Consider the following 22,871-nt stretch of genomic DNA (forward strand, 5'->3'; position numbering starts at 1 on the left):
TTTTAACTTATGCGGTTTACTTGGGTCTTTTTATGTTGGTATTTTTTACCTTTTCTTTCCCTTGCACAAGCGTTGCAAAGGGCCGAGTATTTTTTTGATACTGACCCAGGTTACGGAAATGCGGTGTCAATCCCCGTAAGTAATTTGGAAAATGGGAATCTTGAATTTACTGCCAACGTTGAAAATCTAGAAGTTGGCTTTCATACCTTATACCTTCGTGCCCTTGGGGACTCCGGAAGGTGGAGTAACACGATACACCGTAAAGTGTTGGTTGAGGAGTTTAGTTTCAGCGATACCGTCCCCATTCAAAAAGCAGAGTATTTTTTTGATGAAGATCCGGGATATGGCCTCGGTTTTGCCATACCCAACGTAACAGGTACCGCCCCCCAAATTTCCTTTGTGGCTGGTCTATCGGATCTTTCCCCCGGATTTCATAACCTATTCATTCGCAGCCAAAATAGTAATGGCATATGGAGCACCACCTATGTCAAGAGCTTTTTGATAGACAGAATGGAAGTGGATTCGCAAATTGAAATCCAAAGAATTGAGTATTTTATTGATGATGACCCGGGTTTTGGAAATGGCAACCCGTTAAATCTTACCGAAGGATCTACAGAAAATAGTTTTGTTGTCACCACGGAGAGTTTATCCGCTGGTTTTCATACCCTATATATTCGCGCAATAAACAGCAATGGTAGCTGGAGCACGACCTATTCCAAAAGCTTCCTTATAGACCGGATTGGCGTTGACCAAGTCAAAAAATTGGTGAGAGTGGAGTACTTTATCAACGATGATCCCGGCTATGGAATGGCAACTTCCATTCCGTTAAACGACAATTTGGAGGATGGATTATCTTTCACGATTCCATTGAATGATCAAAATCCCGGATTCAAGAACTTGTATATCCGCAGCCTTGATGGGGGAGGAAATTGGAGTACTACGTTCACTCGTAGATTTTTAGTGGAAGAAATTCCTTTGGCCGTGGCCGATGTTGATCGCCTTGAGTATTTTTTCAATGACGATCCGGGTTTTGGAAATGGGGTTAGTGTGCCAATTACTTCATCAAGTGAAATAGAACTAAACTTTACCGCTGACTTAAGCGAATTGAACGAAGGCTTCCATCAGTTATTTGTTCGGTCAAAAGACACAGAAGGTAGATGGAGTACTACGTTTCACAAATCCTTTTACTTAAGTGCCCTACAAGGTCTCGCTCCAGACATCATTTTCCTTGAATACTTTTTAAATCAGGATCCGGGTTACGGGAATGGTATCCCTGTTCCTTTTACTCCGGGAACCAGTTTGGATATTGATTTCACCGCGGATCTTAGTGCCTTGGATTCCGGTTCACATACAATTTATATCCGGGCCAAGGATTTCAGTGGTGCCTGGAGCGTTGTTTATCTATCTACCTTTGACATCGGAAGTCTCCCAGAAATCTCGGGATTTAATCCGACTTCTGGCGTTCCCGGCGACACAGTCACTATTAACGGATTTAATTTCAGTCCGCTTCCGGAGGAAAATCTCGTCAAATTCAACAACGTACCTGTTCAAGTTTCCTCCGCAACGACGACCAAATTGGAAGTAGAAGTCCCGACAGGCTTCTTTGGTACGGTGGATATTTCCGTAACGGTAAATGATATCTCGGTAACCGCATCTGAAAAATTTCAGATTGTTCGTCAGAAACCCATTATTACCTCCATAGAACCGGCAACGGCGGTGGCCGGAGATATTGTCACCATCAATGGGGACCATTTTGGACTCGACCCTGCGGCGATAAGGGTCACGCTTGGCGGTAAACAGGCGGAAATTGTGGGAACAAGTGGACAAAGCCTGCAATTTAAGGTTCCTGATGGAATTGGGGGCCTTTTGGAGCTAAATGTAACCGTATCCAATATTGCTGCCGAGCAATCGGTAAGCTATACAGTGGCTGCCCCTGCATCCAACAGGCCGCCTCAAATCACCGCATCGCCAGTGGTTATTTCCTGTTTGGGAGTGGATGTGGTAGTCACAGCGGAAATTTTTGACCAGACTAATAGGGTGCAACAGGCTATCCTTTTTTATCGTGAGATAGGTTCTGGAGATTGGACGCAGACTAACTTCCAACGAACAACTGGGAATACCTATAGAGCTGTGATTCCTGCCCTTTTCATCACAGAAGCGGGAACGGAATATTATATTGAGGCAAAAGATGATTATCAGGTCAGTAGTACCACGCCAGTTAGCAGCATCATTAAGCTGGATGAGCCCCTGTTAGCAGCTCCTGCAACTAATTTGACCCCAGTAAACGGGATGGTAGACTTAGATATTCCCATCCGGTTTACTTGGATGGGTTCTCCTGAGGCAGTCAGTTATGATTTTTACCTATGGCCAAGCGATGCCTCAAAACCTGCCAACCCAACGGCTGCCAATTTGAGGGAAATGGTATATATTTTCAACAACCGAAATATACATTATGGCAAAGCTTATTCCTGGCAGGTAATCAGCAAAGATGCTTGTACAAGTCTCCCAAGTGAAATTCAACAAATCACTTTCAGAAAATTACCCGATCTGCGTGTTAAAAGCGTCACGTTGCCAACCACCGCCCTTTCAGAGGATTTCATTGAAGTCAAATGGGAAATTGAGAACATCGGCGAAGGAAATACCGGGAATACTACCTGGTTTGATGGCGTTTACCTATCTCAAGAACCTGTTTTTGATATATTGACGGCAGACTTTGTAAAGGGAGTGGTACGGGTAAAGGCGCTGGATTCCGGTGAGGCTTATAGTCAATCTACCACCATTCAACTGCCTAGGGGAATTGCCGGCGAATTCTATGTGTTTATCGCCGCTGACAGGGGAAACCGCTTATTGGAAGTGAACGTGAACAATAACAGGGGTTTTAACGTGTCGCCTCTTCAGGCAACCATGCGGCCAACCCCGGATTTGGCAATTGGCCCACTCGTAGTATCCCCTCGTACTACCTTCTCTGAGCAGAAAATTGCCCTGCAATGGCGAGTGGAAAATATAGGTACGGCAAAAACTGAATCAATATCTTGGTTTGATGAAATCTATTTATCAAAAGAAGAAGAATTCACTCCGAACCAGGCACAAATGCTGAAAAGGGTTACTGTCCGGGAAACATTGGAACCGGGTCAAAGCTACACCAAAGCCGATTCCATAACCCTGCCCAGGGGAATTGACGGCAGGTATTTCCTATATGTTCACACAAACAGCCGTGAAAATGTTTTTGAACCTCAGTTCAACAATATTTCCAGAAGCGATAGTCTGGATGTGAGGTTACTACCCCCACCTGATTTGATTGTAAGTAAAATAGAAGTTCGTGAAACCGCATCCAACAATGAATCAATTTCCGTGTTTTGGGAAGTGGAAAACCAAGGCCCTGGGGCCATAGGAAAAAGTACATGGGCAGATAGGTTGTATTTGTCAGCCTCTCCAGATGGAACTTCCGCATTGATTTCATTGGGGGATTTCACGTATAGGGGAACTTTGGAACCGGGTGCCAACTACCAGCAGCAGGCAAGTGTAGTTATTCCGGCTTCGATCAAAGGACCCTTTTACCTGATGGTTTATACAGACATATATAATACTATTTACGAGTATACCTATGAAGACAATAATACCCGATTAAGTACAACCCCTATTCAAGTGTTAGTGCCAGACCTTACAATTACGGAAATCAATCCACCGGAGAAAGCCATGTCTGGGCAGTTGTTGTCCGTAAACTGGACTGTCGCAAATATCGGTGAAGGATCCGTAGTCAATAGAAGATGGAGGGAGGCGGTCTATCTTTCTACCACCCGGGAATTGACCTTTGGTGCGATACCGCTGGGAACCTTGGATGTTCAAAATTCCATGCTTCCAGGATCTACCGTAATCCGAAACTTAGAATCCAGATTGCCGGATGGAATAGAAGGAATGTATTATGTAATTGTTGTTACTGATCTATCTAACCAGATTTTTGAGGATGGCAGGGAGAGCAACAATACGGTGGCTAGCATTCAGCCAGTTGAGATTGAACTTTCCCCATGGGTTGATTTGGCTGTGACAGTAGTGGAAGTTCCTGGATTTTCACTTGCTGGGTTGCCCATTTCATTAAATTACACAGTCCAAAACCAGGGCAGCAAAGATGCTGAGGGAACAGTGTGGACCGACCGTATTTACATTTCCCTGGATTCGGTTTGGAATCAGAGTACCGCTCATTTTCTCGGAGAAATAAACAGGTCTCAAGGCTTGGCAGTGGATGGAGAGTACAGCGTCCAAACTCAAGTAACACTTCCCCTTCTTTCCAGATTTGGGTCCAATATTCACGATGCAAACGGATATGTCTATGTGTTTACGGATGCCCAGAATGCGGTATATGAATTTACAGATAAAGATAATAACGTAGGCAAAAGTAACGCCATTTACCTTACCAACCCTCCACCAGTGAATCTAAGGATGGACCAGGTAAGCTCAAACAAACGCAGTCTGAAATCCGGGGAATCCTTAAGGGTAAGTTGGTCGGTAAGCAATACGGGCAATGCTACCAATATATGGAATTCTGGTCCTTGGTATGATGGTATTTTTCTTTCCACAGATTCCATATGGGATTCACAGGATATTTATGTTGCCCAGCAAATGATAAACGGGCCAATCTCGGATGGAGGCAGCTACGAAAGTAGCCTTAGTTTCCGATTGCCAAATGGGGTATTTGGGGAATTTTATTTATTGGTCGTTGCGGATTTCCGTAACCTTAACAATGACGCAAACCTTGCTGACAATTTCCGCTATCTACCGGTACTGAACCAACAGGGCGAGCCGGTCAGGCAGCTTCCAATTTCCATTGATCTATCCGCCTCTCCGGACTTGGTGGTCGAGAAGTTCGAAACACCGATATTGGCTGTTTCGGGGCAACCTATCACGGTCCATTGGGAGGTGTCCAACGAGGGGGACACTGTTACGACCGCTAATTCCTGGTCCGATCGGTTTTACCTTTCCACCAACTTTATTATTGACGGAGGTGACCGGGTTATTGGTTCTAAAGTACAGCAAAGAGTTTTGGGCATAGGAGAGATTTATCAGGATAGTCTTCAGTTAGCAATACCATCGGATGCGGAAGGTAACTACGTCATACTTTTAAGAACGGATGATAGCAATACCATGTATGAGCATAATGGTAAAAGCAACAATGTGTTATTCCGTCAGATCTTAGTCAGTAAGGCTGACCCATCCGATTTGATTATTAGTGCCATAACTTGTCCGGATACCCTTGTGGCTGGAGACCCCGTATCCGTTTCCTATCAAATTCAGAATATTGGAGAAAATATAGCGGCTGGCTTTACCAGCGAGGCGGTTTATTTTTCAATCGACAGCCTTTTGGATGTTACCGATATCCGGCTTGGGATAGTTGAGGGTAATATCCAGCTTGGACCTATGGCCGAGGCGACTAGAAGCCTCACCGGATTTGCCAACAACCTCACCCCAGGATCCTATTATTTGTTGGTACAGGCGGATATTAGAAACAATATAAACGAAACGGACAAAGAAAACAACGTAGGCCAACGGCTAGGTATGGTAGAAGTAGTTGTTCCCCAATTAGTTTTGGGAGAAGAAAGGATCGATTCCCTTGTCAATGGACTGAGAAAGTATTACAGGGTACACGTACCTGATTCATTGGAAAAGGAAACCCTTTTAGTGGAATTAATGGGATCAGATGAAGCAATTAATAACATGTATTTGAAGTTTGGGGAGGTGCCCAGCCCAGTAGACTATGATCTGAAGTTTGGAAACCCCTTATCTGGAGATCAGGAAATTATAGTGGAAGAAATGGTACCCGGTGACTATTTTATACTGATAACCGGACAAAATAAAGTGGCACCAAGCCAAACGATAGGTATCAAGGCAAGTATTGTTCCCTTTGAGCTGAGAGCAGTGGATTCATCAATCGGAGGTAATTCGGGTATGGTCACTGTAAAGCTGGAGGGAGCGAAATTTACCAGGGATATGGTTGTTAGCCTCGAAAGAAGCGGTGGAAAATCTGTCAAAGCAGCCCGTTTGGAATGGAAAAATTCAATCATTGCCTATGCGACCTTTGACTTGAATGGGGTGCCGGTAGGGATTTATGATGTCAAGCTTACCAAGGCGGACGGAAACACGGCCATAAGGGAAAACGGTTTCGAAGTGGTACCGGGCATCATCAAAGGTTTGACTGTAAGGGCCGGACTGGATAATGGTTCCGGAGGTCAATCAGTCACCAAAGCCTTTGTCTGCTGCGACCGGGAGCTGGATTTTGATGGAGTGACGGCTATTGGCGATTATTTGCCGGCCAATACCCGTCCCAACCGTGTGGTATCCATGACCTTTTATATTGAAAATAACAGCAATGTAGATATCCCGGTACTTCAAAGGTACTTGGTAAGTATGGATGGTGCCCCCTTAGCGTACATCGTTGCGGAATTGGAGGAAAACAAGCAGGAGCTGTTCCTTGAATTCAGGGAAACTGATGGACCAGAGCATATCCTAAGGCCAGGGGCCAGAAGCGAAATTACGGTATACAGCCGGGCTGTATTACCCCTAAGGTTCAAAATGATTGAATAAAAGCATGCTATGCCGAAACTGAAACATATATTGATATTTTTTCTTTGCCTGATAATCTTGGGTCTTCCATCCATGGGGCAGAATATCACCAAACCCAATATCATTGGGCCCATGGGGCTGGAGGTAAACAGCTATAGCGGAAGCCTTTTCTACACACGGACCGATCTGTTTATGCCGGGTCGGGGGTTATCGCTGGATTTTACTTTTTCTTACAGCAACAATTATCGAAGATCGGATTTTGGATTTGGTTTGGGTTTTACCATGCCCTATAACTTGCATTATTATCAGGACAGCATTTTTACCGTAGTTGTACGGGCTGATGGGCGTAAGGATAAATACCTCTCCGCCGACGGTCAAACCTATACCCCGCCGACCGGATACTTTGATCGGTTGGAGAAATACGAGTCCGACAAACTCCGACTGATTACCAAAGATGGTACTACCTACGAGTTTGCGGAGCCATCCCATAAAAAGCTGACCGCAATCAAAGACCGTTACGGCAATGCCATACAGATTAGCTACACCGATTCTTTTCCCAGCAGCATTACAGATGCCTCTGGAAGAACCATCTCCTTAAAATGGACCAACGGGCATCTGACGGAATTGACCGATGCCAATGAATCGCCTTCCCGAAGCGTATCCTATTCCTACGACAATGAACGAAACCTCGTGCAGGTTACGGATTTTGAGGGAAATGCCACCCGGTACAGGTATGATGCCCCGGGCAATTTAATAGATGTCATAGATCCAAAGGGTAATATTTATAACGTCATCTATAACAAAAACAGGGCGGTGGAAAAAGTTTGCTCCCCGGTTGCCACCCAAACTTTAGTCTATAACACGGACAGGTTAACGACCTACCTGGTGGAGGAGGGTATTTCCGGAAAGCAAACCACGGCGTATCAGTTTGACGACAAGGGCAGGGTGGTGAAAAAGACTGGGAATTGCTGCGGTTATAACCTGACATACAGCTACGATGAAGACAACAATATCGCCCGGATGACCGATGCCAATGGCAACGAATATACCTATACCTATGACAACCGGGGAAACCAACTGAGCGAAACCGATCCCCTTGGGAATACGAGCCGGGTTACGTATGAGGAAATCTATAATCAAGTCACATCCATTACCGATAAAAACGGGAACTGGACTAGTTACGAGTACGATGATAAAGGAAATGTAACCAGCATCACCAATGCCGTGCAGGTCGCAGAGTCTTTTACGTACACGGAATTTGGTTACCCAAGTTCGTATACGGACGGAAGAAGCAATTTGGCCCGCTTTGCCTACGATGCCCACGGCAATTTGACGGAAACCACCGATCAGGAAGCGGGCGTCACTACGTGGATCTACAATGCCAGAAGCCAATTGGTTTCGTCCACCGACCCGGAGGGGCATACCACTACGTTTACCTATGACAAGATGGGAAGGATTCTTTCCCGCAAAGACCCCAAAGGCCATGAGCAGCAGTTTGGATATGATGGCAATGGCAATTTGGAATGGACGGTAGATGGAAACGGCAACCGGACTGCTTTTTCCTATGATGTGATCAACCGGTTGGTCAGTATTACAGATGCCCAGGGAGGGAAAATCACCTACGGCTATGACGGACAGAATAACCGGGTAGCGGAGACCGATCCCAATGGCAACTCCACCTCGATGCTTTACGATAACCTAAACCGGGTAAGTTCTGTAACCAATGCTGCGGGAGAGGTAACCACTTTTGAGTATGACGGTAACGGGAACCTTTTAAGCACGGGGTTGCCGGGCGGAAATGTTCTTCTACATACCTATGACGCAATTAATCGATTGCTGTCCACTGACGATGGCCTAGGCAGTATCGCTTTTTTCGAATATGACAGGGTGGGCAATATACTCAGTGAAACAGATGCCAACGGAAATACAACCAAATACACCTACGACGCTATCTACCGCCTAAAATCGGTAACCGATCCCATGGGCAATGTAACTGCCTATGAGTATGACGAAAACGATAACCAAGTCAGTATCAGGGATGCGATGGACAATACCACCGCTTTTGAATACGACAGGCTGGATCGACTGACCAAAACTACGGATGCGCTGGGCAATGTCACGGCTTCCGAATACGACAAAAATGGGAACCTGACCAAACTTACAGATGCCAAGAACAATACAACGGAGTACCGATATGACGCTCTTGGAAGACTGATCAGCGAGAAATTTGCCGACAACAGCACGGTTGAAATGGAGTATGATGCTGTCGGAAATAGGATTTCCAAAAAAGATGGAAGGGGGCAGGTCACTACATACGCCTATGATAAACTCAACCGCCTGACCAAACGAGATTACCCCAACTCTGCCGATGATGAATTTGCCTACGATCCCGGTGGCCGGATGGTCAAGGCCAGCAATGCGCATGCCCAACTGGCATTTTCCTACGACCCTGCCAACCGACTAATTAGTGAGGAGCTGAACGGAAAAACGACTGCTTACCGATACGATACCCAAAACCGCATTCGGCAAATTATTTATCCTTCCGGCAGGCAAATTACTGAGCAGCGGGATATGCGGGAGCGTATTCAAGGCATCAGTGAGGGCAACAGCTCCATCGCCCAGATGGAGTATGATCTGGGCAACCGAAAAACCGCACAGCGTTATGGCAACGGCACCTTGGCGGCCTTTCAATACGATAACAACAATCAGGTAACCGCCATCACCCAGCAACCCAACGGATTCTTGGACTACAGGTACACCTATGACAAAGTAGGCAACCGGGTGACCGAGGAGAAGCGGCAAAACCCGTTGTTGTCCCAAGTCTATAACTACGATGCCATTTATCGTTTGGTTCAATCCAAGACAGGACAATTGGCCAACCAAAGCATTGCCAGCCCTACCCGGAGCGAAAGCTTTGACCTGGATGCGGTGGGTAACCGAAGAACCTGGGAGCTAAACGGCACTTCTACAAGTTACCAAACCAATAACGTAAATGCCTATACCCTAGCCGGAAGTACCCCTTGGCAATACGATGGCGACGGTAACCTAACGAATAATGGTACTTTTTCCTTTGCGTATGATGATCGAAACAAACTTGAATCCGTCAACGGCGGAGATCTGGCAAGTTATCAATATGATCCCCTAGGTCGGAGAATTAGAAAGCAGGTAGGACAGGAAGTCACCGAATATTATTACGATGGCCAAAGGGTTATCGAGGAGCATAAAGCTGGCAATATCAGCAGTTATGTTTATGGCACCTGGATAGATGATGTGGTTCGGATGGATAAGTCTGGGGAGGTGTATTACTACCACAAAAATGCCCTGGGTTCCGTCACGGCACTTTCCAACCGGGTTGGGCAAGTAGTCGAATACTACGAATACGATCCCTTTGGGGAGGTAACTTTCTTGGACGCAGCCTTTGGGGAAATTGCGGAATCAACGGTGGATAATCCCTACTTGTTTACCGGAAGAAGGTGGGATAAGGAGATTGGTCTTTATTATTACAGAAACAGACACTACGATCCTGTAAATGGCCGCTTTTTGCAGCGGGATCCATTGGGCTATGTGGACGGGATGGGGTTGTATGAGTATGTAATGGGGAATCCGTTGAAGTATTTGGATCCGTTTGGACGAAAATCAGAATATTCGGGAAATCAATATAATCAAGAGGATTTAGACAATTTAGAGGCAATATCATACATTCCTCACTTACCCGGTCTTGCTGCGGATATGGCTCTAGCAGGGATCTATTATTCACAGGAAGATTGGGGAAATTTCGGATTGGCTTGCTTGGGAGTATTCCCTTTTATAGGTGACGGTGGCAAGTTTCTCTTGAGGCGGTTAAAGGCGGCTAGAGAAGCGAAAAGAGCTGTTAATATTGCCAAAGCAGGGGGAAAACACGCAGGCTTTTACAATAACTATGTTAATAGGAGTGCCTCCGAAATAAAGAAAGCAATAAACACTTTACAAAATGGAAAAAGAGGCATAAATGTTCACCTTGATAAGATCGCAAACCCTTCTAAATATGTTCCGAATTGGAATAATCTTCGTGCTTCTCATCAGCAAAGCTTAATACGAGGGTGGCAAAAGGAGATTACGAATGCGAACGAACAAATTCAAATACTTAAAGGAATTTTGGGACAATGACAGCATTGAACTATATAGAAGACAGTTTAAATCAATTGATTGATCAAGCTCTTGAATTAAGAGAAAATGGTGATAATGAATTTGATAAGGGAAGGCTATACGGGTACTATGAAATTATTTCAAAGTTATTAAACCAGGCTGAGGCATTTGATATAAGTAAAATGCTTTCATTAAAAGTTCGTGAATTTAATCCTGAAAGTCTCTTGGACAAGCTCTAAATAGTTTTAGTTTATGTTAACTTCAAAAAAAGCATATAAACATTATAACATTGAACGCTTTATTTATTTACTATTAATCATATCCAAGTGTATCTGGTTCTCAAACCTTATTGATATTGAAGAGATAAATCTACTTAGGAAATTGAAAATTCATTTTGTTTGGAAACTTGAGTTATTGGCGGTTAAATTCCAATGCTTTCGAAAACTTAGCTGCATTATGACTGTGCTGCTCTACTATAGTTTTTGATACTTACTGCTAGAAGAAGCATCGGAGGTTGAAAGTGGAAAAAAAATGAACTTAAAAAATAGAATTGATAGCCATTAGCTGACTAATATCGAGGGTTAAGATCTGAATTTGCTATCTTATTTGAAACGGTAAAAGCAGTTTGCTAGCTGGTTAAATTAGGTTTGTAATTATTTCGAGCCTAATTCAATTAGTTAAATATACCCTTTTGAAATGAAAAATTAAGAGCCTGACTATGAAGGTTAAACTATTTATATTGATTTGTTTTTTAGCATCTTTGAATTCCCTATCTCGGGCCCAAGACTGTCCTGATGGTGCCGGACCTCAGGGGGAAGAACATGGTGGCGGTGGAGACGAAGCCCCGCCAGAACCGCCAAAGGGCCCGGAATATAGAATCCCCATTCTTGTCGCCATCGATCCCAACGATATCATTGGCCCCAAAGGCTATGGTGAACTCCAATGGATCTCGCCAGGTCAGCTTTTGGACTATACCATTCGCTTTGAAAACGACCCTGACTTTGCTACGGCACCAGCCCAAGTGGTGAAAATCAACCATCCCCTTGACAGCAATATTAATATAAATTCCCTGCGCCTTGCTGATTTTGGTTTTGGGGACTTTACTTTTAAGGTTCCATCGAATTCCTCCTTTTACCAGGGTACGCTGGATGTGACAGACTCCCTGGGTGTGCTGGTGAATGTCACGGCAGGCATAGATGTAAACCGACGGGAAGCTTTTTGGATTTTTGAATCCCTGGATTCGGCAACGGGGCTTCCTCCGGAGGATGCTTTGGTAGGGTTTTTACCTGTCAATGACACCACAGCCGTGGATATTGCATCCGGGAAAATCGGTAAAGGAGAGGGGTTTGTTAATTTTACCGTTCAGGCCAACAAGGGATTGGACCGACTGGATAGCATTTCCGCTCAGGCCTTTATCATCTTCGATATCAATGCCCCACTCGCCACGAATATTTGGATAAACCACCTGGATCCCCTACCTCCGGTATCTAAAATTACTTCCCTAGAAGATACGGGGAATCAAATCTACCATATCCATACCGAATCCGAAGATGAGGGATCAGGTCTGGAAACCTATGACCTTTATTACAGTGTAAACGGCGGTCCTTTGCTACCGTTAGCCACAGACCTTCGGGATCAGTCCCTGTATGTCTTTGATACGGGAATCAAAGACAGTACCTATTGCTTTGTGACCTTGGCCAGGGATTTTGCGGGTAATCTGGAATCATTTAAACCTTTGGGGGAACATTGTATCAACCTCTCTGATTCGCCTTTGCCTGAAATTATCTCTTTCTCCCCACCAAAAGGACCTACGGGTACTGAGGTGACACTTTCTGGAAAATACTTTACCGGAACCACTTCGGTACTATTTAACGATAAAGAGGCGGAGTTTACCTTAGTCAATGCGGAAACCATACATGCTACCGTACCAGCAGAAGCCGGGGATGGCCCGATAAAAGTTGTCAAAGAAAACGGAACAGCGATAAGCGGGGTGGATTTTGTCTATGAGGTTTCAGTTCCTGTTCTGAATCTACCAGTTCTGGCAAGTTTTATTCCCGAAAACGGTAAAGCAGGAACCGAAGTGACCGTTACCGGAAAGCATTTTACAGGGTCCACAGCAGTATCGGTCAATGGCAAGCCAGCTGAATTTGTTATAGTCAATGACGAAACCATTACGCTGATAATTCCAGTTGATGCAGGTTCCGGCCTTATCGAGGTGACCAATGCGGACGGCACCGGAAGTTCAGAGGTGGAATTTGTTTTTGAAATCCCATCACCTGAGAAAAATCCCCCAGCGCTCACTGAATTTGCTCCAAATAAAGGTATACCGGGCACAGAGGTTACGCTAACAGGAAGGTATTTCACCGGAGTAACTAGTGTTACTTTTGGGGGCACAGCTGCGACATTTACCATTGTCGATGATGAGACAATTACAGTCATCGTTCCAGAAGATGCGGAAGATGGCCCAATTAAGATTGTGAATGGAGATGGAGAAGTTAGTAGTACGACTGATTTTAAGGTGGAGGTACCAGTTCCGGAAAAAGCACCACCCGTATTGATTGGATTTACTCCAGGTCAGGGCGGTCCCGGTGCGGAGGTAACCCTTAGTGGTAATCATTTCGCCGGAGTTACTACTGTCTCCTTTAACGGAAAGCCTGCAACATTTACCATCGTTGATAATAATATCATCAGAGCAACTGTTCCTGCTGAAGCCGGTACCGGACCAATACGCATCACCAATCCGGACGGCACAGTATCCAGTACAACGGACTTTGTTTTTATAGATCCAATTCCCGAAAAAACACCACCTGTCCTAAACAGTTTTGCTCCGAACCAAGGCATTGCGGGCACATTTGTGACGCTAAACGGGAAGTATTTCACAGGAGTAACTGAAGTGACAATCAATGGAAAACCAGCAGTCTATACGATTGTCAATGACAAAACGATTACCGTAACGGTACCGGATGACGCCGGAACAGGTCCGATTAGGATCACCAATGTGGACGGAACAGTTATCAGTGCCACGGATTTTGTCTTCGAAATACCAGAACCTGAAAAGACACCACCTATTTTATCATCATTTACCCCTGATAAGGGTGGAGAAGGTGCGATAGTCACACTGATTGGAAAATATTATACCGGAGTTACCAGTGTGACCATTAATGGCAAGCCAGTGGAGTTTGAAGTAGTGGATGATGAGACAATTAAAGTTACAATTCCAAAAGATCTGGGAACTGGCCCTATTCTTATCACGAACTTGGATGGAACGGTCACAAGTGCCACTGATTTTGTTTATGACGAAATCACGGGGATCATTGTAAAGCCCATGGAAAAAATAATCAGTCTCTTTCCCAATCCGACAACGGGGTTATTTTCCATGACAACAACAACGGGTTCACTTCCAAATGGAATGATAACCATAGTAGACACCCAAAGCAAAACCATTAAAACCATCGATTTAGGCAAGGTGCACAGCAGCGAATTGACTGTTGATATCAGCTATGTCGCCGCGGGAGTGTATTTTGTCTATTTGGAAAATGGCAGGGAAAAATGGGTACAAAGGTTGGTGAAGAAATAAGTGAAAATAACCGAATAGATGATGGATATAAAAGAGTTTGCTTTTTAGGAATTTTAACGCAGGTTTAATAAGTCACTATCTTAAAAGGGCTATAAATTCTGAAATCAAACAAAAACACCTTTTTAAAAAAGCTAATTACTACTTCAAATAATGGAAGAAATAATACAAGGGTTTGACATTGAGCTAAATGACGCCATGCAAAGTGAAAAATTAGCCGACGTTAATATTATTCTGTTCGATGCCAACAGGGATGGTTTTATGGATATATCGCCTGAAACAAGGAAAGTCATAATTAAAACCACATTGCAAAAGAGCTATGCCTCACTTAAGAAGGACTTTAAGCTGAAAAACTCTAAAATTATTTTAGGGACACGGGTTGAACCGCGTGTAATTAATGACAAAATTATCCTCAAATCCGTTTTTTCATTAAAAGATAAAACTTATGTTAAACATTTGGTGATTAATTCAATTGAAGGGGTGGAAGCTAAAGAAGTCTCCCAGGCAGCACCAACAGACAGATATTTCTCCGTAAAAGCTAGGTTTGGAATATTAATCGAAGGTCAGACCAATGGACTTCAGACGTATGAAGAATCGATTATCTTAATTAAAGCAGCTAATGAAAATGAAGCGGAAGAAAGGGCAAATGTGCTACTTCCCGAAAGTGAAAAACCATACCTTGGCAGTGAAAAGCGATTCGTTTGGTTCAGATTTGAAGAGGTTTTGAACGTTACGGGTTACATGGACATCCCCCGCATTGAGCCTGATTTGGAGGGCACAGAAGTTTATTATGAATGGAAAAAACGAAAACTGCCACCCGAAAATACGTGGGTTTGGGAATACACTAAAGAGCATGATTAACTTTCCCGTATAAAGTACATTAAATTCCCCGAAGTTATCAATAAAGTTGAGTATGGTACAACCTTCCCTGTTTAGACACAAATTTTTTTTTCCTAAGTTCTTTTACAGTCAAAATAATGTCGAATAAAACACTTAATTTGTAAATGAAACTAGGCTTTAATTTTAACCTAAATTTTATTAAAGCCAACTGACTGTTTTTTAGGTACATACTTTAAAATTTGCCGATTGTAAGGCTCATTCATTATGGAAAATGAAATTTTGTTAATTGAGAAAATTCGGGAAAATTGCCTAAAGGAGAATAGAGACCAAAGCCTACCGTCATTTGGTTTTGGAGATATTATAAGTGAAATTTTTGCGGTGGGCCAGTTTTATTATTATTTGCTCGATTATTTAGATTCAACTATTACCTATGTTAGTAGTGGATTCAAAGAAGCACATGGGATTGAACCTTATCAAATCAAAACGGTAAAAGATATACTTTGTTTTGTCCATCCAGAAGATTTAAATACCGTAGTTAAAGTGGAGGAAATGGCATTTTTCCAAATGAAAAACACTGTGGGGATAGATAAAATTAAAGAATTCAAGTTTTCATATAATGCCAGGTTAAAGACAGCTTCAGGTAAATATCAGCTTTTTAGTCTCCAATCCTTAGTCCTATCTACCGATGATAACGGCAATCACGATAAAGGTCTTATTATACACTCGAATATTAATCACATAACAAGTTTTAATAATAGAAAATTTTCAATAATTAGTTTAATCGGAGATCCTTCTTACATAAACATGAATATTTCCGAATTTGAGATTGACAATCCACAACAAGCATTTCCTGTAATATGTTTTTCTAAACGGGAATTGGAAATAATTAAATTAATTTCAGAAGGCAGGGACAGCAAAGAAATTGCGGAAAAACTATTTATTTCAACTTTAACGGTAAAATCTCACAGGCAAAATATTTTGAGTAAGTCTGGATGCCATAATTTGGTAGAGCTTGTGGCCAAAGGAATTGGTGAAGGTTGGATTTAATAAGCAAAAAAAAAACGGAAAATAGTACTGATTGTGTCAGATGTAACCTTTTCTGATACAGAATGATACTAGCTCGGTTATTTTTTCCACCCCTGCTTTCATTAGCATATTCTTTCGGTGAGTCTTAACCGTTTCATCTGAAATTAAAAGAAGTGTGGCTATTTCCTTGGCTGTATATCCTTTTGCGAAAAAGCTTAGAATTTCCAGCTCCCGTTCTGTAAAAGGATTAACGGACGACGGAGTCTGGAACATGGTATCTGAAAATACATCCAACTCAAAAAATGAGGGTTCTCCTTGGAGTCCTACAAAGGATATTTTATAATTATTGATTTCGCTTAAATGGCTAATATCACTATGGATTCCCAGAACTTTATCCAATTCACCATTTGCATTTGTACTTATGGCTAATGCTTGATGGAAAAAGAGCCTATAACCGTAAATTGTCTTAAGTCTAAAACAATAACACATCTTATATTTAACAACCTGCTCCGGGCTTATACGATTTACAAGGAAATCTACTGCTCTTTCCTCGGATTTTACCATAAATGCTATATCATCTGGATGAATTTTACCAATCAAAGTCTCTATTGAAAAATTGGATGGTTCAATACCATACAATGTATTTACATGGGGACTGACCAAATCCAATTTCCTATTGGGGAAGTCTACAACATAATAATAATAAGCTGCCGGACAGAAAAAGGACGGGACAAAGTCATCAAAATTAAATTCTTTTAAAGGGTTCGATTTTCCAGATATCAAATTTTTTTGGGCATCCCACACTGCATAGATTAAATCTGAAGAGTTCTTCATAATTGGCACCATTAAGGTCGACAAATTACTTCTAAAAGTAATATAAAATTTTGAATTAGGCACTTAGAATATAATTCTTTATAGGGGTGCGAAGGCCTTCCCACCATCCTTTGTATCAGATTTACGAAAATTCTCTCCTTCTTTTGGTGACGGTTAAATCTGAAAGTGTACTCGTTTATGTGTAGCTGTCGATACCTAACTAAGTGGTGAATGCCTTTTAACCATAAATTTAATATTATGATCACCTGTTGCATAAGTTAGAAATTAACTCCCTTTTGTATGATTTCTGCATAAAAAGATTTAGAAAATGCCTTTTAACCCCAAAAATGTAGCCATTCGAAAATTCTGATTTTACATAGGCATCTTTTTCCCCGTCATCCAACATAAACCCTACCAGATTAACTTTAAAAGCATTTTCAATAACTCTTCCATACCGCCGGACTCACTGCTTTTTTTTCTTCTATATCTTTTACTATGATTTTCTTTTTACACTCGTTTCAGAGCCTTGTCATCCTGACCTTCTATATAAGGCTTTCATCTACCTTAACTTCGTCTAACAATGTAAGATTACCGCTACTTTCTTTTGATTTCATCACCTAATGCTTGAAAAACTAGCGGATCTTCTGATTGAGTTCTAGTTTTCGGCATAATTCCGTCGAGCTGATGTCTTTTTTGTTGGTGGAAACAAAGTAAGCCATAAGATATGCCTCTTAATAAAGGAAACTTGCAATGGTGTAAGAGCGACCAAGAGGTAGGGGATACTAGATGCCTGCATTCAGTACAATGTCTGTCTAGTTCCTCTGAATTTAAGGGGGATTTTAGCTATTATTATGCGTCTAATTCGAATAAAAGCTAAAATTATTTATAAAAATATCGCCATTTTAATAAATAAAACATAATTAAACGATGAAATTTCTGTATAGAAGTATGAGTTTAAAAATTGATATTTTAGTCTAAATTAATCTTTTCCTTTAACACTTTCACTTACCTTAGAAATATAAAATACTCCTTTAGGGGGATTGTTTCAAACCTGTGCTCTGCCTAGTTTTGATATCTCCCTATTGTATATAGTTTAGCTAAAAATGGGGGCCAATTAAACAACAAAACGCCAAAGACAGGAAATCAGAACCTAAAAATTAGATTGCAAAATATTGAAAATTGATTTTAAATCCTTTTTAGGTGCTGCATCAGTGTAAGATCCTAAAAAGTACAAGGCTTTGATCTCAATAATTTCTTACATAATACTCAGAAAGATGGAATTACCTAGCTATGCAAAATTATCCTAATTTGAAGATTCTGATGCTGACGGCGATGGATGATGAAAAGAAGCTATTTGGAACGCTCAGGGCCGGAGCATCGGGCTATCTTCTGAAGGAAGTAAAGCCACATTTATTGATTAATGCTATTTACGAGGTGCTTGAAGGTGGCCTTCCGCTTTCTCCTTCATTGGCAAGCAAAGTCTTAAAATATTTGAAACACGAGCCAAATTCTGGGAGTCTCCCCGCTCTAGGAACCGAAAAGTTGAGTAAGAGGGAGAAAGAGGTGCTTCAGTGGTTAAAGAAAGGGCTTAGTGTTCGACAGATTGGTGAGCAGTTGTTTATTTCGGATAAAACAGTAAGGAAACATTTGGAACATATATATGAGAAGTTGCAGGTGCATTCGGGGAGGGAGGCGATTGTGAAGGGATTGAATAGCTGATTTTTATTTCAATTAGCAAATCTAAAATGTTAATATGTAAATTTCATTAATTAGTTATTATAGTAAAAATAAATATATTAAAAGCTCAAATAAAAAGGAATTAGTCTCTTGAAAAATTTATATATTAATTAACTTTAGTCGATTTTATTAATTTATAAAATTCGTACCCCAAAAATAAAAATGTATAACACTTTAAAATAAATTATAAAATAATCTAATGAATTTTATAAATTTAATTCATTGACATATGGTCTTATATTACTGATACTAATAAAAGTATTAATTAAAGGATGATCTCCTAAAAACAGAAGATAATAGGCAAAGTTTGATGAATTTTAAAAGTATTTGGCCATTGATTTGTATTTTCTAACAAATTAAAGAGAAATGTCTTATTCTCCAATCTATATTAACGATATATTTAAAAATATAGTGTTGTTTATCAAAATTAATATCAATTCACAATTTTAGAAGTATTTACTAAACAATAACTTTATGCATAGTGTCAGAATTAAAATAAATACTGAAAATAAATTTTATTAAAAAAATCATGAAGAGACTAAGTTTTGTAATAATTCTATCGCAATTGACCTTAAATATTCTTTATGGTCAAACAGAGCTAAACCTTAATGCGAAAACAGATATTAAAGAGAAATCAATACTCCTTGACAAAAAAGTAAAAACAACCTTAAAGGAAGGTGAAAATTACAAAGTTAAAATCTCTGGACTGAATTCCGCAGTGACGAGTATGAAAGTGGTAGCAAAAGCTTTTGACATTTCCTCAACTGCGCCAGAAATATTGAAAACGGTCCTCCCCGGTATATCAACAAGTCTTACTGGCGGTCCACTAGGCTTATTGGAAAATTTAGACGATTCTTTAGAAGAATTAAGGGATAATATTAACAAAGGCTTAGAGCGTCTAAACGAATTAAAAGAGACATCAGACGAACTGTATAACACAACTATCTTTAAAACTGATACAGCAAAAGCAAGAATTGCATTGAACAAAATAATTGATTTATACAAAAATGTTGATAATAATGTAAATGAAGAAAATATTGGGGCCTATGTTAATCGTGATATAATTTATGCTTCAACAGTTAAAGTAATTGGAGATGAACTACTAAAGCAAGAGGTTTCACTATCTAGGACGAGATATCCATTAATAATTTCAGATATAAGTGCAACCAATGAACTTATTATACAAGGAAATTATATTCGTTATATTAATTTCATTAAGAGATCTACTATAGCTAAAAACTTTGTGACGTCTAAGCCCTTCTATGCTGAGAAAGATTTGGTTGAATTAAAATTTACTTTTGTAGATATCTACAAAAATGACACTATTTCTACGCTAACTAGAACTTTATTTACGAATAAAATTTGGGGTTATGGTCTAAGCTTTTCTTCAGGTTTTTTTTATACTGAGGGTCTTTCTGACAATTCTTATTATTTGGTTGCTAGACAAGATGAAAATTTATCGGTTTTAAGTGAACGTGCAGTTTCCGCAGATGTATCTATCGGCGCTTTAGGACACATTTATACTAACCTTTCATCTTTCATAAAAACTGGACCTGCTTTAGGGTTAGCGATATCACCTTTTGATGGAAAAAGCAGGTATCTACTTGGCTGGTCTATTTTAGCTGGAAGAGAAAAAATGATGAGTCTAACAATTGGGAAAGCATGGGCGAAACAAAAGCAAATTTCTTCATCCGTAAGAGTTGATGATCAAGGACAATATTTCCCAAAAGGTACTGCTTCAGTTCCAACTTTTGAAAAAATAGTTAACTCTTGGTTTATAGGATTCAGTTACAATATAGCAACAACCAGAAAGTAAAATCACTAATTTTCCAATGGTTTTATATTTGTAATTTAAATAAAATCCGACTTCGTTTAGTTAATGGTTGAAGAGCAGCTTTCTTATCGGAACTTTGTTGAAAATAGCCGCATAGTTCTGCGAAAATTACTAATCAGCAAAAAAAATATTATAGTGGCTAAGATATTAGACTTAAATGCGTACGAAAACCATTAGTTTATTCTTAACTAAAAACTGAAATAATTAATGTATAATTGCAATTATTTAGTGATCTTATTAAGAACTATGGTCTTATATCCATAAAAATATAATTTCGCTTCAAAGCTAGCATAAACCTCATGTAAGATTAAAGAGTCTTAGTCCAATTATGCTATTTCAACTATTTTGAACTCCAAAGTAATATTTAGTTTATTGCTAAATAAATTAGATAAATATATTTATTTTCATTTCGTATAGATAATAAAATCAAACTATCTGGAATAATATATTAGCATGTACAGTATTAGCAAAATTTTCTAATTGAAATATAAAATTTTATAATTATAAATTTATTTAGTATGTTATTAGTTTGGTTCCACAATCTAGCTATTGACAAAAAGTAATATTTTCCTAATATTATTGAAAGATGAACCAAGTGCAACTTATATAATTCTAGTTAACCATATTAAATCATATCAGATATTTATATATGGATTAAAAAATTTGAGAATTTGATCGATATCTTCCGGATTCAAAATAGATATGCTTTCCCGTCTTGAGCGAGTTGGTAATATTTTTAACTTAGTATCATTAAAATACTAACCCCGGTTGAAACGAGTATATTGTAGCAATAAAATAACAACAGTTGGGTATTTAAATATATTATCGGTATTAGAAAATTGAACATTTCAGCTATGTCAAACAGAAATTGTTTTATTGTTTTTGTTCTTTTAGTAATAAATTTTGTTGCTTACGGACAAACAGCTACATTGTCGCAAGGAGGGTGGCGGACCACAAATGACAATCCTTTTACTAGATTATCAGTAAGTAATAGCCTTGAGTCGAAAATTTATCGAATAGAATGTATATCTCTCGTAGATGCCTCGATTTTACAATTTAGGATAATTGTTGACGGCAAACCGATTCAAGCAACATTTCAAGAAGGTAGTAATGTTGTAGTTGAAGGTAAGGAGATTGCTATTGAACAATTATCACAAGGAACAATGGTTAAGGGTTCTTGGGCAATTATTCAGGAACCTGAAAGACTCGCAGTATCAATTCCATGGAATTATTATCCTAGTTTATCCAATGATTTGTTAGTTGCAGCATTAAAAGTAGAACAAGAGTTTTTGATGAGCCTAAACTACGGAACTACTAATTGTTCAAATACTAGTTTTACTGTATTTATTGATGGTATTCCAGTAAAAGATAAGAATAATATTACGTTGAATTTTTTGGAGGGAAGTACAATATATGGAAAGGGTAGAACCATTTTAATACGAGCATTAGGTTCGTGCACAAATAATATGCCAATTGTTGGAGATTTGAAGTTGGTCAAATGAATAATCAATCGAGAGTAAAATTTAATTATAGAAATTACAATAATTAGAGAAAAATTTAAATGGGAGCATAAATTCTGCGAAATGAGATTACTACTGATGTAAGGGTGGTTGTTACAGATCAACATTTAAGAACCAATTTGGAAGTTAAATTGAATGACCCTATTTACACAAACGAACCTGAAAATGGAATTTGAGATTATATCTTTGAATTTATTCCAACTTCAGTATTAGATTCTGACATGATGGTACCTTTTGTAGTAGAAGCGCAATGGACGAGAAATCAAGGAGCAAATGGAATAAGAATTACTCAACCAATTATTGAACCAACTTCTTACTTCCTTTTATTACAGAAATTATATCCATAGTTTCAGAAATTCTCTTTACGGAAAATGCCGGGTCCTTTGTAATTAATTGAAGGGTCCCTTTTTGCTGTTCTTGGAAATTGGACATTGTGGAGGAATCCTTTTTGGATTGAGGTGGTATCATAGGAGGATATTTCTTCCTTTTCCTTTTTTTCACCGGACCAAAGTTGAAAAGGGATTTCATCTGAAAGAAACTCCCTGAAGCCTGAGCGGAAACGTAAAAACCTGATCCAATCTAGTCTTGACCAAGTCCATGCAAATGAACAAGTAAGAACAGAAAAGGAGGATGGGCAGTAACCCAAAGTCCGATTTTGAGAAACACCAATTCCTTATCTATGCTTTCCTATTGCGTCAAATAACTACCTACAATTCACTAAACCGCCCGGTAAGAGACCGGTATCCGGGTTGGTGTGAGAGGCTCAACCTGAGTCAAATGGCTCATTTCGACCTACTCATATCTTTGAAATTAATAGAAAATTCATAAAATCATTGTTAGTTTAGAT

10 protein-coding genes are annotated in these 22,871 nt (G+C 40.1%); 9 read left to right on the forward strand and 1 reads right to left on the reverse strand.

Features of this window, described 5'->3' with window-relative positions; all coding sequences use genetic code 11:
- Window positions 1-9: 9 nt before the first annotated feature.
- The 6 genes from FQ608_RS23830 to FQ608_RS27930 all read left to right on the forward strand — a co-directional run bounded on the left by FQ608_RS23830 (window position 10) and on the right by FQ608_RS27930 (window position 16,141).
- Window positions 10-6,576, forward strand: coding sequence for a CARDB domain-containing protein (locus tag FQ608_RS23830; protein ID WP_158861002.1), 6,567 nt, complete (start codon window positions 10-12; stop codon window positions 6,574-6,576).
- 9 nt (window positions 6,577-6,585) lie between these two features.
- Complete coding sequence (locus FQ608_RS23835) at window positions 6,586-10,701, forward strand: RHS repeat-associated core domain-containing protein (protein ID WP_158861003.1); 4,116 nt, start codon at window positions 6,586-6,588, stop codon at window positions 10,699-10,701.
- On the forward strand, window positions 10,698-10,919 hold the full coding sequence (locus FQ608_RS23840; RefSeq protein WP_158861004.1) for a hypothetical protein: 222 nt from the start codon (window positions 10,698-10,700) through the stop codon (window positions 10,917-10,919). The genes FQ608_RS23835 and FQ608_RS23840 overlap by 4 nt, the downstream gene beginning before the upstream one ends.
- 479 nt (window positions 10,920-11,398) lie before the next feature.
- On the forward strand, window positions 11,399-14,257 hold the full coding sequence (locus FQ608_RS23845) for an IPT/TIG domain-containing protein (RefSeq protein ID WP_158861005.1): 2,859 nt from the start codon (window positions 11,399-11,401) through the stop codon (window positions 14,255-14,257).
- A gap of 150 nt (window positions 14,258-14,407) precedes the next feature.
- Window positions 14,408-15,115, forward strand: a complete 708-nt coding sequence (locus FQ608_RS23850) for a DUF4288 domain-containing protein (RefSeq protein WP_158861006.1) — start codon at window positions 14,408-14,410, stop codon at window positions 15,113-15,115.
- A gap of 243 nt (window positions 15,116-15,358) precedes the next feature.
- Window positions 15,359-16,141, forward strand: a complete 783-nt coding sequence (locus tag FQ608_RS27930) for a response regulator transcription factor (protein WP_317168954.1) — start codon at window positions 15,359-15,361, stop codon at window positions 16,139-16,141.
- 36 nt (window positions 16,142-16,177) lie between these two features.
- Here the strand turns inward: FQ608_RS27930 and FQ608_RS23860 are convergent, their stop codons facing one another.
- Window positions 16,178-16,954 carry a helix-turn-helix transcriptional regulator gene (locus tag FQ608_RS23860; RefSeq protein ID WP_158861007.1) on the reverse strand — a complete coding sequence of 259 codons (777 nt, stop codon included), beginning with the start codon at window positions 16,952-16,954 and terminating at the stop codon, window positions 16,178-16,180.
- Between the two features lie 1,269 nt (window positions 16,955-18,223).
- Here FQ608_RS23860 and FQ608_RS23865 point away from each other — a divergent pair.
- The 3 genes from FQ608_RS23865 to FQ608_RS23875 all read left to right on the forward strand — a co-directional run bounded on the left by FQ608_RS23865 (window position 18,224) and on the right by FQ608_RS23875 (window position 22,006).
- Window positions 18,224-18,652, forward strand: a complete 429-nt coding sequence (locus FQ608_RS23865) for a LuxR C-terminal-related transcriptional regulator (RefSeq protein ID WP_158861008.1) — start codon at window positions 18,224-18,226, stop codon at window positions 18,650-18,652.
- A gap of 547 nt (window positions 18,653-19,199) precedes the next feature.
- Window positions 19,200-20,486 (forward strand): hypothetical protein, encoded by a 1,287-nt coding sequence (locus FQ608_RS23870; protein WP_158861009.1) that lies wholly within the window; start codon window positions 19,200-19,202, stop codon window positions 20,484-20,486.
- Between the two features lie 872 nt (window positions 20,487-21,358).
- Complete coding sequence (locus FQ608_RS23875) at window positions 21,359-22,006, forward strand: hypothetical protein (protein ID WP_158861010.1); 648 nt, start codon at window positions 21,359-21,361, stop codon at window positions 22,004-22,006.
- Window positions 22,007-22,871 lie beyond the last annotated feature (865 nt).

This window comes from Lunatibacter salilacus (genome assembly GCF_009797935.1).
Classification (GTDB): Bacteria; Bacteroidota; Bacteroidia; order Cytophagales; family Cyclobacteriaceae; genus Lunatibacter; species Lunatibacter salilacus.